Raw genomic sequence first — 15,443 nt, 5'->3', positions numbered from 1 at the left:
GGTCGCCGACCCGCGGGCGCAGGTGGCAGCATATTGAGGTGTCGAAATCCCCGGAACTCGCCGACCTGATGGCCACTCTGCCGCTCGATGCGGATGAGATCGATGCTGCCCAGAGGCGAATTTCCGACGTCGTCGCGGTGACCCCTTTGCAGTTCAGTGAGCGGCTCTCGGCGGCCACGGGCGCCAAGGTGTACCTCAAGCGCGAGGACCTGCAGGTCGTCCGGTCGTTCAAGCTGCGCGGCGCCTACAACCTGATGGTCCAGCTCACGGCGCAGGAGCGGGAGTCGGGCGTGGTGTGTGCCAGCGCGGGTAACCACGCACAGGGCGTGGCTTACGCGTGCCGGACGATGCAGATCCGCGGCCGGATCTACGTGCCCGCGAACACGCCGCGGCAGAAGCGGGACCGGATCAAGGCGCACGGCGGCTCGTTCGTCGAGTTGATCGCCACCGGCAAGACCTATGACGCCGCCGCGGCAGCGGCCAAGGACGATGTCGCGCGGACCGGCGCGACGATGGTGCCGCCCTTCGACGACCCGCGGACAGCGGCCGGTCAGGGCACCATCGCCGCCGAGATCGTCGAACAGCTCGGCGAGCAGCCGGGCACGGTGATCGTCCCGGTCGGCGGCGGTGGACTGATCGCGGGAATCGCCACCTACCTGCACGAGCGTTCGCCGCACACCGCGATCGTCGGCGTCGAGCCGAGCGGCGCCGCATCGATGACGGCCGCGCTCGTCGCGGGCGGGCCGGTGACGCTGCCCGAGATCGACCCCTTCGTGGACGGAACGGCCGTCCGTCGGATCGGCGACCTGCCGTTCGAGGTGATGGCCGCGCTGGGCGCGGGCATCGTCTCGCACGGCTCGCTGCCGCTGATGGCCCAGCCGCGTTCCGGCATCCCGGGCGAAGGTACCTTCGCGATGATCCACACCGACGAGGGTGCGGTCTGTACTGCGCTGCTGGGCCTCTACCAGAACGAGGGCATCATCGCCGAACCGTCGGGTGCGCTGTCGGTGGCGGCACTGGAACTGGTGAAGGTCGAGCCGGGGAGCACGGTGGTCTGCCTGATCTCAGGCGGCAACAACGACGTGTCGCGGTATGGCGAGATCCTCGAGCGTTCGCTGGTCCACCTCGGGCTCAAGCATTATTTTCTTGTGGACTTCCCGCAGGAGCCGGGTTCGCTGCGTCGGTTCCTCGACGAGGTCCTCGGTCCTGAGGACGACATCACCCTCTTCGAATACGTCAAGCGGAACAACCGCGAGACCGGTGAGGCCCTGGTGGGCATCGAGCTCGGCTCGGCATCGGGCCTGGACTCGCTCCTGGAGCGAATGCACGGATCCGGCATGCACGTCGAGCAGCTCGAGCCCGGCTCGCCTGCCTACCGCTACCTCACGTAGGCAGGGCGTGAGTCGGGCTGACGGTCGGGTCAGGGGAGGGTTCGCACGAAGTCGAAGAAGGCGGGTGCCAAAGCGGGGTTCGCGTTACTCGAACCGCTGATGGCGCCTGCCGCGCCGCCGATCACGGCCCCGGGGATGCATCCAACGAACAGGAACAGCACGCAGCCGACCACGGCTCCGATGCCTGCCCCGATGTTCGCGTTGATGTTTCCGCCACCCATCCAGCCGATCTCGAACTGCGTGACCAGGTTGTCGTAGGCTTCCTGGCTGTACACCTCGTGGGGTTCGAGCACACCGGTCAATGGATCCGGGCTCTCGGGGGCCTGGTAGGTGATGGTCGTGTCATCCGGGGGTGGCGGTGCGGCGTAGGAAGTACCGGCGCCGATCCCCATCGTCGCGATGACCAATACGGAGAGCGTCGTACCTTTGTGAAGTTTCACTTGGGGGCTCCTCTCATTCCAAGGAGACGGCCCCGATCTGGTCTAAGACCGTCCGGAACATCGCTTCGAATGATAACCGCCGACCTGCCCGAATAGCCATCCTCCAGATGACCACGATCGCGATCGCGGCCGGCGACGTTATCTGCCGAAACCGCCTCTGAGCAGTGCAATCCCGGCTACTGTGATGGGACTCAGGAGGCGGCATCTGATGCCCGAACGGGCTCCTGTCATAACTGCCGGCGAGGGTGCGCCGCCGGCCCGGAACTCCGCGTGCTCACCGAAGATGAACGGGCAGAGGGCAACCCGTCTCAGCTGACCCGGGGACATTCGCCATCGCCCGGTAGTGCACCCGCCGGCGGACAGCGTTGCCGGCCAGGCCCGGTACGCCTGCGCGGACACGGTGATGTGGCGCACACTTGTCCCATCTCGTGAACTCGCAACCGTCTCCGGAGGTGTGGGAATCCATGGCAGTCGAACTGCTCGAGAACTACGTCAACGGCCGCTTCGTCGCCTCCACGGCAACGGAATCGATCGAAGTGGTCAATCCGGTGGACGAGACGGTGGTGGCGAGGGCGCCGATCTCCACCAAGGCCGATATCGACGCCGCCGTCGCCGCGGCCGGCGAGGCGTTCACGTCGTGGGGGCGGACCACTCCTGGCGTCCGGCAGGCCGCGTTGCTTGCCCTCGCCGATGCGATCGAGGCGCACAGCGACGAGCTCGTCGACGCTCAGTGCCGCAACACCGGCCAGCCCAGGGCGGTCATCGCGCGCGACGAGGTGAAGGTCGGCGCGGATCAGCTCCGGTTCTTCGCGGGCGCGGCCCGCATGCTCGAGGGCAAGTCCGCGGGCGAGTACATGGACGGGTTCACCTCGTACATCCGGCGCGAGCCGATCGGCGTCGTCGGTCAGGTCACGCCCTGGAACTACCCGTTCCTGATGGCGATCTGGAAGATCGGGCCCGCGGTCGCCGCCGGGAACACGGTGGTGCTCAAGCCGAGCGACACCACCCCCGAGAGCACGCTGGTTCTGGCCCGGCTCACGAAGGGGATCCTGCCCGACGGCGTGTTCAACGTCGTGCTCGGCAACGGCGGCACCGGCGCGACCCTCGTCGAGCATCCCGACCTCGGTCTGGTCTCGATCACCGGGTCGGTCCGCGCGGGTATCGCGGTGGCGGTCTCGGCGGCGAAGCAGGTCAAGCGTGCCCACCTCGAACTCGGCGGCAAGGCTCCGGCAGTGGTGTTCGCGGACGTCGACGTCGACAAGGCCGCGGGTGGGATCGCGGAGGCGGCGTTCTTCAACGCGGGCCAGGACTGCACGGCCGTCACGAGGGTGTTGGTGCACGAGTCGATCCACGACGAGTTCGTCGATGCGCTGGTGGCCAAGGCGACGGGCCTCAAGACCGGGCTGCCCACCGACCCGGACACCTTCTACGGGCCGCTCAACAACGTCAACCATTTCACCGCGGTGACCCGCAAGATCGACGCGCTGCCCGCGCACGCGAGGATCGTCACCGGGGGAAAGCGGCTGGGGGAGCAGGGCTTCTTTCTCGAACCGACCGTCGTCACAGGCGTTCGACAGGACGACGACATCGTGCAGGAGGAGACCTTCGGGCCGGTACTGACCGTCCAGACCTTCACCGACGAACAACAGGCTGTCGACCTCGCCAACGACGTTCGGTTCGGTCTGGCCTCGAGCGTGTGGACCAGAGACCACGGGACGGTCCAACGGATGTCCGCCGCACTCGATTTCGGGGCGGTGTGGATCAACTGCCACATCCAGCTGGTGGCGGAGATGCCCCACGGCGGCTTCAAGTACTCCGGATACGGCAAGGACCTCTCGGCCTACGGGGTCGAGGACTACACCCGGATCAAGCACGTCATGAGTGCCCACGACTGAGCGCGATTCCCCCGCCCCCGCACACTCGAGGACCGACACCATGGACGCACTCCGGTACCGACTGCCGCAGGAACGGACCCTCCGGACCCCGCTGCCCGGGCCGAGATCGCAGGCCCTCACCGCGCGCCGAAGGGTCGCGGTGGCGGCGGGGGTCGGGTCGAGCGTTCCCGTGTACGCGGCGGACGCCGACGGCGGCGTGCTGGTCGATGTGGACGGCAACTCGCTCATCGACATGGGGGCCGGCATCGCGGTCAACAGCGTGGGCGCCTCCAACCCCGCGGTCGCACAGGCAGTCTCCGAGCAGGCCGCGCATTTCGCGCACACCTGTTTCATGGTCACCCCGTACGAGGGGTACATCGAGGTCGCGGAGGCGTTGGCCGCGCTGACCCCCGGCACCCACGACAAGCGTTCGGTGCTGTTCAATTCCGGCGCGGAGGCGGTGGAGAACGCGGTCAAGGTGGCGAGGCTGGCCACCGGCAGGAACGCCGTCGTCTGCTTCGACCACGCCTATCACGGACGCACGAACCTGACGATGGCGTTGACCGCGAAGGCGATGCCCTACAAGGCGAATTTCGGTCCGTTCGCCCCGGAGATCTACCGGATGCCGATGTCGTACCCGTTCCGCGACGAGGCCGGACTCGGTGGCGGCGAGTCGGCTCGCCGGGTCATCAGCCAGATCGAGAAGCAGATCGGTGCCGACACGGTGGCGGCGATGATCATCGAACCCATCCAGGGCGAGGGCGGATTCATCGTGCCCGCAGCGGGATTCCTGCCCGCGCTGGTCGAGTGGGCACGGTCGAACGGGGTCGTCTTCATCGCTGACGAGGTGCAGACAGGCTTCGCCCGCACGGGCGCCTGGTTCGCCAGCGAGGACGAGGCCATCGTGCCGGACATCATCACGATGGCCAAGGGCATCGCGGGCGGCCTGCCCCTCGCCGCGATCACCGGCCGGGCCGAGCTGCTCGATGCGGTGCATCCCGGCGGGCTCGGCGGTACCTACGGCGGCAACCCGATCGCCTGTGCGGCCGCGCTCGCCGCGATCGAGTCGATGCGCCAGCTGGACCTGCCCGGACGGGCCCGGCAGATCGGGGAGCTGGCGCAGCGCCGGCTGCGGGCGCTCGCGGCCGAGGTCGACGTGATCGGCGAGGTACGGGGCCGCGGGGCCATGCAGGCGATGGAGTTCGTCCGGCCGGGCGGCGTCGAGCCGGACCCTGACATCACCAAGGCCATTGCGGCACAGGCGCTCGAGCAGGGCGTCATCGTGCTCACCTGCGGTACCTACGGCAACGTGATCCGGCTGGTCCCGCCGTTGGTGATCGGCGAGGAACTGCTCGGCGAGGCCCTCGACGTGCTCGACACCATCATCCGATCTCTGGCAGGGAGAAACCGTGGCTGAACCATCGACGACGCCGCCGGCAGCGGCCGCCTTCCATCCTCTCGACCCGCTGTCGGCCGAGGAGTTCCGCGCGGTGGCCGGGTTGCTGGCCGGTGAGCACGGGGTCGGACCGGGCTGGCGGTACGCCTCGATCGAGCTCGCCGAGCCGTCGAAGGCCGATGTCGTCGCGTTCGATGCGACGGGGACGGCACCGGACCGCCGCGCGCACGTGGTGTGCTTCGAGCGTGCCGCGAACAAGACCTACAGGGCACTGGTCTCGCTCACCGCGGACGCGGTGCTCACGTGGCGACATGTTCCCGGGGTGCAGGCCAACTTCACCGTCGATGAGTGGGAGGAGTGCGACGAGGTCCTGCGCACTCACCCGGATGTCGTCGCCGCGTTGGCGAAGCGGGGGATCACGGACATGAGCCTGGTGTTCATGGACACCTGGACCTACGGCGAGGCCGTCATCCCCGACAAGTACAAGGGGCGCAGGCTCGGCTGGTCGGACACCTGGGTCAAGGCCGCCGAGGGCGCGAATCCCTATGCGGGACCGGTGAACGGCTTCCACTGCGTGATCGACGTCAACAGCATGGAGTTGCTGGAGATCGAGGACACCTTCTCCGTGGACCGGCCGGAGACCATGGGGGAGTACGTGCCGCGGCACATTCCGGAGCGGATCAGGAACGCCAGCACCCGCGAGCCGCTGCGGCCGCTGGAGATCACCCAGCCGGACGGGCCCTCCTTCACCCTCGAGGGAAACAAGCTGACCTGGCAGAACTGGTCGCTGCGGGTGGGTTTCAACTACCGCGAGGGAATGACGCTGCACGCGATCACCTACGACGACAACGGTCGCGAGCGGCCGATCGCCAACCGGCTCTCGTTCGCGGAGATGGTCGTGCCGTATCGCGACCACTGCGAGGACCACTACCGCCGCACCGCCTTCGACATCGGTGAGTGGGGCATCGGGTTCATGACCACCTCACTCGAGCTGGGCTGCGACTGCCTCGGCGAGATCCGGTACCTCGACGCCGTGCTGCACAACAGCAAGGGCGAGCCGTACACGATCAAGAACGCGATCTGTATCCACGAGGAGGACAACGCGGTCCTCTGGAAGCACGTAGATCACGACGGGGCGCAGGTGCGCCGGATGCGCAGGCTCACGGTGTCCTTCCACGTCACCGTGGCGAACTACGAGTACCTCACCTACTGGCGCTTCTACCAGGACGGAAACATCGAATGTGAGGTCCGCGCAACGGGAATCATGGTGGTCAGCCACTTCGAGCAGGGGGCAGCGCACCCGCACGGCACCCTCGTGGACGAGCGCACCTATGCGCCGTACCACCAGCATTTCCTGGTCGCCCGGATGGACCTCGACGTCGACGGCACCGAGAACACCGTGTACGCCACCGAGACCGAGATGGTCCCGATGGGCCCCGACAATCCGTACGGGCTGTCGTTGCGGCAGCGCAACACCCCGCTGCGCACCGAGGACGAGGGCAAGCAGGACTACGACTGGCAGAGCCAGCGGGCCTGGAAGGTGGTCAACGACAACACGACCAACGGGCTCGGCACCGCGCCGTCGTACAAGCTGGTCCCCGGCGGGGCGTTCCCCTCGATGTTCGATCCGTCGTCGCCGATCTTCCAGCGCAGCCAGGTGATCGGACACACCCTCTGGGTGACGCCGAACGAGCCGGACGAGCGTTGGCCCTCGGGTGAATTCGTCAACCAGAGTGGCGTCGACCACGGACTGCCCGAGTGGACCAAGGCGAACCGCTCCATCGAGAACACCGATGTCGTGCTCTGGTACGTCTTCGGGATCCACCACATCACCCGGCCCGAGGACTGGCCGGTGATGCCGGCGGACACGGTGAGCTTCTGGCTCAAGCCGGTCGGTTTCTTCGACCGCAACCCGGCGCTCGACGTGGTGCCGACGCCGGCGAAGGCCTGCCACGCCGCCGCGGACGACCACTGCGGCCATCCCGAGGGGGAGGCGTGATCGTGCACTGCTGAAGTTCCTGACCGCTCACCGACGATTGGTGGCCGACATGCGATTGGTAGTGGGGTATCTCGCGACTCCCAGCGGCGCGGACGGTCTCGCGCTCGGTGTTCTGCTGGCCCGGAGTCTCGGTGCCGAGATCGACATCTGCCTGGTGCTACCCGACGAGGAGCCGGTGCCCACGAGGATCCCCGTCGACTCGGCCTACGAGGAGTTGCTCTCCGATCAGGCGGTGGATTGGCTGGTGGAGGCGCGCGCGACCGTTCCCGATGACATCACCGTTCGGACCCACCTGCGTTCCAACGAGTCCTTCGCCCAGGGGTTGCTCGACATCGCCGACGAGCTCGACGCGGAGATGATCGTCATCGGGGCTTCCGGGGACGGGCTGCTGGGGCGGCACTCGATCGGGTCGGTCACCGGCGAACTGTTGCACTGCGCGCACCTGCCCATGGCGCTCGCGCCGCGGGGCATGCGGCATTCGACCGCAAAGGCGATCCGCAGCGTCACCTGCGCGGTGGGCACCCGCGCGGGCGCCGGGCTGCTGTTGCGGGAGGCGGTGGGGGTGAGCAGGCGGTCGATGGCCCCGCTGCGGCTGGTGTCGCTGGTGGCCCTCGACATGTCCCGGCGCAGGCGCTCGGACACGCCGGAGTCGGTCCGCCAACGGGCCATCGCGCACGCAGCCGAGGTCCTCGAGTCCGCGAGATCTGGCCTGCCCGAGGACGTCACGGTCGACTCGGTGATCGCGGACGGTGCGAACGTCGAGTCGGCGGTGAGCAAGCTCGAATGGAGCGACGGCGATCTGATCATGGTCGGTTCCAGCCGTCTTGCCCACCCGCGTCACCTGTTCCTCGGATCGACGGTGTCCAAGATGCTCCGGGTCGTCCCGGTTCCGATGATCGTCGTGCCGAAAGAGGAGGTCTGACGACCATGACCGATCAAGCGGAGCGGCCCGCGTCGGGTGGCCTGGTCGCCAAGGGTCTGGCACCGGGGAAGATCGGTACGTTCTCGGGGGCGGTCATCGGGATCTCCTGCGTGGCACCCGGATACACCCTCACCGCGAGCATCGGCCTGATCGTGGCCGCGGTGGGCCTGAAGATGCCCGCCATCTTCATCGCCGGCTTCGTCCCGATGTTTCTCACCGCGTACGCGTACCGCGAGCTCAACTCGGAATCGCCCGACTGCGGCGCGTCGTTCACCTGGTCCACCAAGGCATTCGGTCCCTACGTCGGCTGGATGTGCGGGTGGGGCATGGTGATGGCGACCATCGTCGTGCTGTCCAACCTGGCCGCGATCGCGGTGGAGTTCTTCTACCTGTTCCTGGCCCGGGTCTTCGACGCACCGGCGATCGGGGACCTGGCGGACAACAAGGCCGTGAACATCGCGACCACCCTCGTGTTCCTCGCGTTGGCGACCTGGATCTCGGGTCGGGGCATCACCACGAGTCAGCGAATCCAGTTCGTGCTGGTCGGCTTTCAGATGGTGGTGCTCCTTGTTTTCGTCGTCGCCGCGTTCGTGCACGTGGCCTCGGGTTCGGCGCCCGCGGGTCTGGCGTTCGACCCGTCCTGGTTCAACCCGTTCAGCGGGCTCGCCCTCGGGGCGTTCGTGGTCGGGGTCACCGGTTCGATCTTCGCCTTCTGGGGCTGGGACACCTGCCTCACCCTCGGCGAGGAGTCGAAGGATCCGAAGAAGACCCCCGGCCGGGCGGGATTGCTGTGCGTGGTGTCGATCCTGGTGACCTACCTGCTGGTCGCCGTCGCGGTGATGATGTACGCCGGGGTGGGCGAGGAGGGGCTCGGTCTCGGCAATCCGGACAACTCCGAGAACGTGTTCGGGGCGCTGGCCGAACCGGTACTCGGCCACTGGGCGGGCCTGATGCTGTTCCTGGCCGTGTTCGCGTCCTCGGTCGCGAGCCTGCAGACAACGTTCCTGCCTGCCGCGCGGACGATGCTGGCGATGGGCGCGTACCGGGCGTTTCCGCGCAAGCTCGCCGAGGTGAACCCGCGCTTCCTGGTGCCGACCTATGCGACGGTGGTGGCGGGCGTGGTGACCGCGGTGTTCTACACCGTCGTCTCGTTGCTGTCGGAGCGGGCGTTGCTGGACACCATTGCCGCGCTGGGGATCATGATCTGCTGGTACTACGGCATCACGGCGTTCGCCTGCGTCTGGTACTTCCGGCACGAGCTCTTCACCAGCGCCAGGAATGTCGTGTTCAAGTTCCTGTTCCCGCTCCTCGGCGGCATCATGCTGGCGACGGTGTTCGTGATCTCGGTGGGGGAGAGCATGGACCCGGACAACGGCAGCGGCGCGTCGATCGGCGGCATCGGGCTGGTGTTCTTCATGGGCTTCGGTGTGCTGCTGCTGGGCGCGGTGCTGATGCTGATCATGCGGCTCCGCCAGCCGGACTTTTTCCTGGGCCGCACCCTGACCCGGGACACCCCGGCGCTGTCGGGCGAGGCGGACGTCGCGGCGCAGAGGTGAGTGAAAGCCATCTTCAGGAAGGCTCGGCGTTGCCTTCTCGGCCGAGGAGGCGGTCCACGACCTTGCGATACAACTCGGGGTCGGGTTGGGGCAGGCCGAGGAGCGCCGCGAGGTAGATGCCGTCGCCGACGAGCCGCACGATCTCGGCCTGGACCGGGTCGTCGAACTCGGCGCGCAGGCCCTCGTCCCAGGACCGCATCATGTCGATGACGGCCTGCTGGATCTCGCCAGGCTGGCCGTCCACCGAGCGCAGCGCGGCGATCGTGGACTGGAAGAGCGCGAGCTCGTTGGTGGTGTTGGCGTCCACGGTCTGCAGGTACCACTCGGAGACCGAGGTGCCCGCCTCCGCGAGCTGCTGGTCGGAGCGCTCGCCGAGGCGACGGACCATGCCCGCGAGCAGGGCGTCTTTGCTGCGGAAATGGTAGAGCAGTCCGCCCTTGGAGACGCCCGCCTCGGCGGCCACGGCCTCGAGGGTGATCTGGGAGAGGCCGCGTTCGAGGAGTAGGCGCTCCAGCGCGTCGAGGATGCGGTCGCGGGTTCCAGTTGCCGCCTTGTCTGTCACGAGGATCACTGTACCGGCTGGACGGTTGGCTGCTAACCTGAGTGAGCGACTGTACCGGCTGGACGGTGCAGTCAGTTTCGTTAATCAATACTTTTGGGAGTAATCGTGTCTGTCATCGCGGGCAAGGGCCCGACGTTCGATCCGACAGAGGTGCGGGCGAGTGCCCGTGACTGGCTCGGTCTGGTCGTTCTCGCCTTCTCCGTCCTGCTGATCTCGGTGGACGCGACGGTCCTGGACCTCGCCATGCCGTCCATCAGCGCGGACCTCGCGCCGAGCAGCACACAGCTGCTCTGGATCATCGACGTCTACTCGTTCGTGCTCGCCGGCCTTCTCATCACGATGGGCACCCTCGGCGACCGGATCGGCAGGCGTCGGCTGCTGCTGATCGGCGCCGCCGGCTTCGGCATCGCGTCGATGATCGCCGCCTGGTCGGTGAGCCCGGAGATGCTGATCGCGGCCCGCGTGCTGCAGGGCATCTCGGGTGCCACGCTGATGCCGGCGACGCTGGGCCTGATCCGCACCATCTTCGTCAACCCGCGTCAGCGGACCACCGCGATCGGCGTGTGGGGTGCGATGGCCGGTGGTGGTGCAGCCGCGGGGCCGCTGGTCGGCGGCTGGCTGCTCGAGCACTTCTGGTGGGGCTCGGTGTTCCTGATCAACATCCCGGTGATGGCGGTGCTGATCGTCGTCGGTCCGATGGTGATCGCGGAGGCGAAGGACCCCAACCCGGGCCGCTTCGACCTGGTGAGTGCCGGTCTGTCGATGCTGGCGATGATCCCGCTGGTGTACGCCGTCAAGGAGTCGGTCGTGCACGGCCCGACCATGGTCCTCGCAGCGATCGGCGCGGTGGGCGTGGCCGCCGGATGGGCCTTCATCCATCGGCAGCGCACCCTCCCGGATCCGATGCTCGACCTGAGCCTGTTCGCGCGTCCCGCGTTCTCGACCGCGGTGGTCACGAACCTGCTCTCGGTGTTCGCGCTGTCCGGCGTGCTGTTCTTCGGGTCGCAGTACCTGCAGCTGGTCCTGGGTAAGACGCCGTTGCAGGCGGGCCTGTTGATGCTGCCGGGCACGGCCATGAGCGTCGTCTTCTCGCTGGCGGCCGCCTGGTTCGTCCGTCGTTGGCAGCCGAGCGTGGTGCTCAGCATCGGCCTCGCGGTCTCGTCGATCGGTGCGGCAACGATGCTGTGGCTACACGCCGACGGCGGCGCGGGACTGTTCATCGTCGCGTTCATGCTGACCGGCTCCGGTGTCGGCATCGCGCTGACACTGACCTCCGACCTGGTGGTCGGCTCGGTGGAGCCGGAGCGCGCTGGTGCGGCGTCGGCGGTGTCCGAGACTGCGTATGAGCTCGGTGTCGCACTGGGTGTCGCGGTCCTGGGCAGCGTGGTGCTGGCCATCTTCCGCAAGGGGCTCGACGTGTCGGCGCTCGGCACGGACGACGCTCACTCCGCTCAGGAAACCCTCGGCGGCGCGGTGAGTGTGGCCAAGTCCGCCCCGGACTTGGTGGGAGCGCAGTTGCTCGATTCCGCGCACCTGTCCTTCGTCAGCGGCATGCACGTGGCGGCGGCCGCCACCGCGATCATCCTGTTCGCCAACGCGGTGCTGGTGTACCGGATGATGCGCTCGCGCTAGTCGGCGCTGCCCGCGTCGAGGATGGCGAAGGAATGTCCGGGGACGACGGTCGCCGACCCGGTGGCATCCTGGGTCGGCGGCTCCCACCACAACAGTGGGTGGCCGCCGACCGGGACCGTCACCGGGTCCGGACCGAGGTTGCAGGCAATCCGAATGCTGCCGCGGTGCAGCACGATCCACCGCTCGTCCTCGTCGTAGTCGACGATCAGGTGCTCGAGCCACGGATCGGTCAGGTCCGATCGTGCGGCTCGCAACGCGATCAGGGCGCGATAGCACTCCAGAAGGCGATGGTGCTCGGGCGCCGCGATCTCGTCCCAGTTCAGCTTCGACTGCAGGAACGTCTGAGGGTCTTGCGGGTCCGGGATGGCGCCGACCTGCCAGCCGTGCTCGGCGAACTCGCGCCTGCGACCGGTGGCGGTGGCTTCGGCGAGCTCTGGTTCGGGGTGTGAGGTGAAGTACTGGAAGGGCGTACCCGCGCCCCATTCCTCGCCCATGAACAGCATCGGCGTGTACGGCGAGCCGAGCACCAGTGCCGCCCGGACGGCCAGCTGGCCCGAGTTCAGGTAGTGCCCCGGACGATCACCGGTCGCGCGGTTGCCCACCTGGTCGTGCGTACACGTGTACGCCAGCAGCGAGCTGGCGGGTGTGAGCCGCACGTCGAGCGGCCGGCCGTGGGTACGGCCCCGGAAGCTCGAATAGGTCCCCGCGTGGAAGAAACCCTGACGCAGGGTGGTGGCGAGGCACTGGATCGAGCCGAAATCGCCGTAGTACCCCTGCCGTTCGCCGGACACCGCGGCGTGAACGGCATGGTGGATGTCGTCGTTCCACTGCGCGTCGAGGCCGTGGCCGCCCGCTGACCGGGGCGCGATGAGGGCGGGATCGTTGAGATCGCTCTCGGCGATCAGGGTCAGCGGCCTGCGCAGATGCGTTGACAGCGTTTCGGTTTCGACGGACAGGTCTTCGAGCAGATGGGTGGCGGTCAGATCGACCAGCGCGTGCACGGCGTCGAGGCGTAGTCCGTCGATGTGGAACTCACGCAGCCAGCGCAGTGCGTTGTCGATGATGTAGCGACGTACCTCGCCCGAGAACGGGCCCGCGATGTTGACCGCTGCGCCCCAAGGGTTCTCGGTATCCGCGAGGTAGGGCCCGTATCGGTCGAGGTAGTTGCCGGACGGGCCGAGGTGGTTGTAGACGACGTCGAGGATCACCCCGAGTCCGCGACGGTGGCAGGCGTCGACGAACCGCTGCAGGCCGTCGGGCCCGCCATAGGGCTCGTGCGTGGTGTACCAGAGGACGCCGTCGTAGCCCCAGTTGTGTTCGCCGTTGAACCCGTTCACCGGCATCAGTTCGACGAACCCGACACCGAGGTCCACGAGGTGGTCGAGGTGGGTGATGGCGGCGTCGAAGGTGCCCTCGGGGGTGAAGGTTCCGATGTGCAGTTCGTAGGCCACGCTGCCCGCGAGCCTGCGACCGGTCCAGCCGCGATCAGTCCAGGCGTCCGGGTCCACCTCGTGCAGTTGTGAGGGCGCGTGCACGCCGTCGGGTTGGCGCGGCGAACGCGGGTCGGGGAGCACCGTGGGATCGTCGTCCAGGACGAAGCCGTAGCGGCTGTCCCGTTTCGCGGGGACAGCGGCGCGCCACCAGCCGTCTTCGTCCCGCGACATCGGATGCAGCTCCCCGTCGAGATGCAGCTGCACTTTCTGCGGGATCGGTGCCCAGACCTCGAAACGATGCACGGAAGCCATTGCCCCAGCATGCCGCACCAGACGGCGTGGTGCAGTCGCTGCGGGCGCGTTTTCGGTCTCAGAACGGTGGCGGATCCGGTGATGTCGCAGGTAGCGGTGGTGGGGTGTGGCCGCGGCGGCCGGTGATGCGTGGGGTTGGGGTGGTGAGGGTGTGGCTGCCGTGGGCGCCGGTGGGGAGGGTGAGGGCGGTGGTGCCGGTGGTGGAGGTCCAGAGCATTGCGTGGCCGGGTAGTGCGGTGACGGTCCAGAGGCCGAGGGTTTTGAGTTGGTGGTGGAACTGGCAGAGGCAGTGCAGGTTGGTGACGATGGTCCAGCCACCTGTGATCGGGTCGTGGGCCCGGTATTCGATGATGTGGTCGAGTTGGCACCCGGCGGCGGGGCGGGTGCAGCCGGGGAATCGGCAGTGTCCGTCGCGGGCGTGGACGAGTGCGGTGGTGGCGGCGTCGGGGCGGTAGGTGAGGGCGCCGTCGGGTGGGGCGGTCAGGCCGCCGTGTCCGTCGGGGTGTTGCGCTCGGGCCAGGGTGGGGTCGGCATCGATGGTGGCGAGGATCGCGTCGGTGATGGTCCCGATACTGGTCGGGGCCGGTCGGCCGGGAGGTATCGGCGAGGCACTGCCGTCCGACGGTGCCGTGTGCTGGTGCGCGTTCCGCGGGGGTGATGCGATGCAGGGTCGCGGCACGGGAAGTGTCCCGAATTCGGGGACATACCCGGCTTTTCGGCGACTGCCTCGGGCGAGGAACGAGCGCAGGCAGAACCGCGGAGGTTCTGGCGCCCTGGCGGTGTGCGAGTGAGTCGCGGGGTGGGCAGACTTGTCCGCCGTCGCTTTGACTTCAGCTGCGTCCGCATCCGCTTCCGGTTCCGCCGCGATGTCGGCGACCGGTCCTACGGGCCCGCTGTCGTCCTGCTCGGTGCCGTCGCCAGGGCAGCGGTCCTTCTTGTCAGCGTCACTACCGGCTCTGGTGGACGTGCTTTCGTTCTCGTCGTGGCTGATCAGTCCGAGTTCCTCGGCCAGGTTGAGTGCCTCGGTGAGCAGGGCCTGCCACGTTCCGTCCGCCGCCAGCCTGCGCGCCAGCTCCGGATCGATCAACCCGTGCCCATGCAGATACGCCGGCTCGGACAACAACCCCACCAGCGTCGCGACATCGATCGTGATCTGCGTCAGCGGCGCCCGCCGACCCGGCAACGCGGCCCGGCCCGCCTGCGCGCAGTCACCGCGTCCGCAACTACACCGCAGATACGGCTCGCCGTGCATCATCGCCAACACCGAATCCACCAACCGGCACTGCTTACCGCGCTTGTCATGCGGACACACCGTGGCCGCGAACTCCGCGACCAGCTGCATCACCTGCTCGGCCTCCTCCGGCGACACATTCACCTCGATGGTCCAGATGCTGCCGCGGGAACGCTTGACGATCCGGCGCCCCAACTCCTGCGCCGTTTCCCGCTGCGCGGCCGCCTCCTCCGCCGAAAACTCCGCAACCAGCCGGCCGATCTCACCGGCCAGTGGGCCCGGCGTCAGCCGCCGTGCCGCCGCCACGATCCCCGGCTCCAACGCCGCCACCGTCTCCGGCTTCAGTCCCGTCGTCTCGCGGCTGATCGCCCGCACCCGGGGCAGATCCAACTCACCGGCCACGAACGCGGCACGGGCCAGGGGCAGCCGCAACCGCAGGTCCATGCCCAGCGAGGCATACGATTCCGCCACCGTCTTCGAGCAGCCCATCCGCACCGCCAACTCCGCGACCGCACCATTGCCGCAGTCCACGATGTCACCCGACCCCAACCGGACGTCGCGCTCGATCCACGACTCCCAGAACCGGCCCGCCGCCAACACCTTCCGCGCCGCCAACCGATTCTCCGCCCGACACGACCAGGCAACCTCGTCGAGAGCAGCGACGTCGGCCAGCAACGAGGCGACCTCCGCCTCGA

11 protein-coding genes are annotated in these 15,443 nt (G+C 68.1%); 7 read left to right on the top strand and 4 right to left on the bottom strand.

What is annotated here, in order from left to right:
- The first annotated feature begins 38 nt into the window (after window positions 1-38).
- Window positions 39-1,391, top strand: a complete 1,353-nt coding sequence (ilvA, locus tag FCG67_RS11530) for a threonine ammonia-lyase IlvA (protein WP_136909961.1) — start codon at window positions 39-41, stop codon at window positions 1,389-1,391.
- Between the two features lie 29 nt (window positions 1,392-1,420).
- On the opposite strand, the gene FCG67_RS11525 is transcribed toward ilvA, so the two are convergent.
- Window positions 1,421-1,831, bottom strand: coding sequence for a hypothetical protein (locus FCG67_RS11525; RefSeq protein WP_246045015.1), 411 nt, complete (start codon window positions 1,829-1,831; stop codon window positions 1,421-1,423).
- Between the two features lie 464 nt (window positions 1,832-2,295).
- Here FCG67_RS11525 and FCG67_RS11520 point away from each other — a divergent pair, with 464 nt between their 5' ends.
- Genes FCG67_RS11520 through FCG67_RS11500 form a run of 5 tightly spaced genes read left to right on the top strand, consistent with a single transcriptional unit; the run spans window position 2,296 to window position 9,578 of the window.
- The gene (locus tag FCG67_RS11520; RefSeq protein WP_136909960.1) at window positions 2,296-3,726 is read left to right on the top strand and encodes a gamma-aminobutyraldehyde dehydrogenase; all 1,431 of its coding nucleotides are present in this window, start codon (window positions 2,296-2,298) and stop codon (window positions 3,724-3,726) included.
- Between the two features lie 40 nt (window positions 3,727-3,766).
- Window positions 3,767-5,122: a 4-aminobutyrate--2-oxoglutarate transaminase gene (gene gabT, locus FCG67_RS11515; protein ID WP_136909959.1), complete on the top strand. Its 1,356-nt coding sequence runs from the start codon at window positions 3,767-3,769 to the stop codon at window positions 5,120-5,122.
- The gene (locus FCG67_RS11510) at window positions 5,115-7,100 is read left to right on the top strand and encodes a primary-amine oxidase (protein ID WP_136909958.1); all 1,986 of its coding nucleotides are present in this window, start codon (window positions 5,115-5,117) and stop codon (window positions 7,098-7,100) included. Before gabT ends, FCG67_RS11510 begins: the two co-directional genes overlap by 8 nt.
- 49 nt (window positions 7,101-7,149) lie before the next feature.
- Window positions 7,150-8,022 carry a universal stress protein gene (locus tag FCG67_RS11505; protein ID WP_136909957.1) on the top strand — a complete coding sequence of 291 codons (873 nt, stop codon included), beginning with the start codon at window positions 7,150-7,152 and terminating at the stop codon, window positions 8,020-8,022.
- Between the two features lie 5 nt (window positions 8,023-8,027).
- Window positions 8,028-9,578 carry an APC family permease gene (locus FCG67_RS11500; RefSeq protein WP_136909956.1) on the top strand — a complete coding sequence of 517 codons (1,551 nt, stop codon included), beginning with the start codon at window positions 8,028-8,030 and terminating at the stop codon, window positions 9,576-9,578.
- Window positions 9,579-9,591: 13 nt separating this feature from the next.
- Here the strand turns inward: FCG67_RS11500 and FCG67_RS11495 are convergent, their stop codons facing one another.
- Entirely contained in the window at window positions 9,592-10,140 is a 549-nt protein-coding gene (locus FCG67_RS11495; RefSeq protein ID WP_136909955.1) for a TetR/AcrR family transcriptional regulator, read from the bottom strand.
- Between the two features lie 105 nt (window positions 10,141-10,245).
- Between FCG67_RS11495 and FCG67_RS11490 the strand changes: the two genes are divergently transcribed.
- Window positions 10,246-11,772: an MFS transporter gene (locus FCG67_RS11490; RefSeq protein WP_211243177.1), complete on the top strand. Its 1,527-nt coding sequence runs from the start codon at window positions 10,246-10,248 to the stop codon at window positions 11,770-11,772.
- Here the strand turns inward: FCG67_RS11490 and treZ are convergent.
- Both treZ and FCG67_RS11480 read right to left on the bottom strand, forming a co-directional pair.
- Window positions 11,769-13,508 (bottom strand): malto-oligosyltrehalose trehalohydrolase, encoded by a 1,740-nt coding sequence (gene treZ, locus FCG67_RS11485; protein ID WP_136910267.1) that lies wholly within the window; start codon window positions 13,506-13,508, stop codon window positions 11,769-11,771. The two genes, FCG67_RS11490 and treZ, sit on opposite strands and share 4 nt — an antisense overlap.
- 67 nt (window positions 13,509-13,575) lie before the next feature.
- Window positions 13,576-15,443, bottom strand: a 1,868-nt coding sequence (locus FCG67_RS11480; protein ID WP_136909954.1) for an HNH endonuclease signature motif containing protein, incomplete at its 5' end; no start/stop codon positions are given.

Source organism: Rhodococcus oryzae, assembly GCF_005049235.1.
Classification (GTDB): domain Bacteria; phylum Actinomycetota; class Actinomycetes; order Mycobacteriales; family Mycobacteriaceae; genus Rhodococcus_G; species Rhodococcus_G oryzae.
Note: the sequence above shows the minus strand (reverse complement) of the source record. Positions and strands in the feature narration are given on the sequence as shown.

Coding starts and splice junctions, on each gene's coding strand:
- FCG67_RS11520 (WP_136909960.1), top strand. CDS start 2,296: ATGGCAGTCGAACTGCTCGAGAACTACGTCAACGGCCGCTTCGTCGCC.
- gabT (WP_136909959.1), top strand. CDS start 3,767: ATGGACGCACTCCGGTACCGACTGCCGCAGGAACGGACCCTCCGGACC.
- FCG67_RS11505 (WP_136909957.1), top strand. CDS start 7,150: ATGCGATTGGTAGTGGGGTATCTCGCGACTCCCAGCGGCGCGGACGGT.
- FCG67_RS11500 (WP_136909956.1), top strand. CDS start 8,028: ATGACCGATCAAGCGGAGCGGCCCGCGTCGGGTGGCCTGGTCGCCAAG.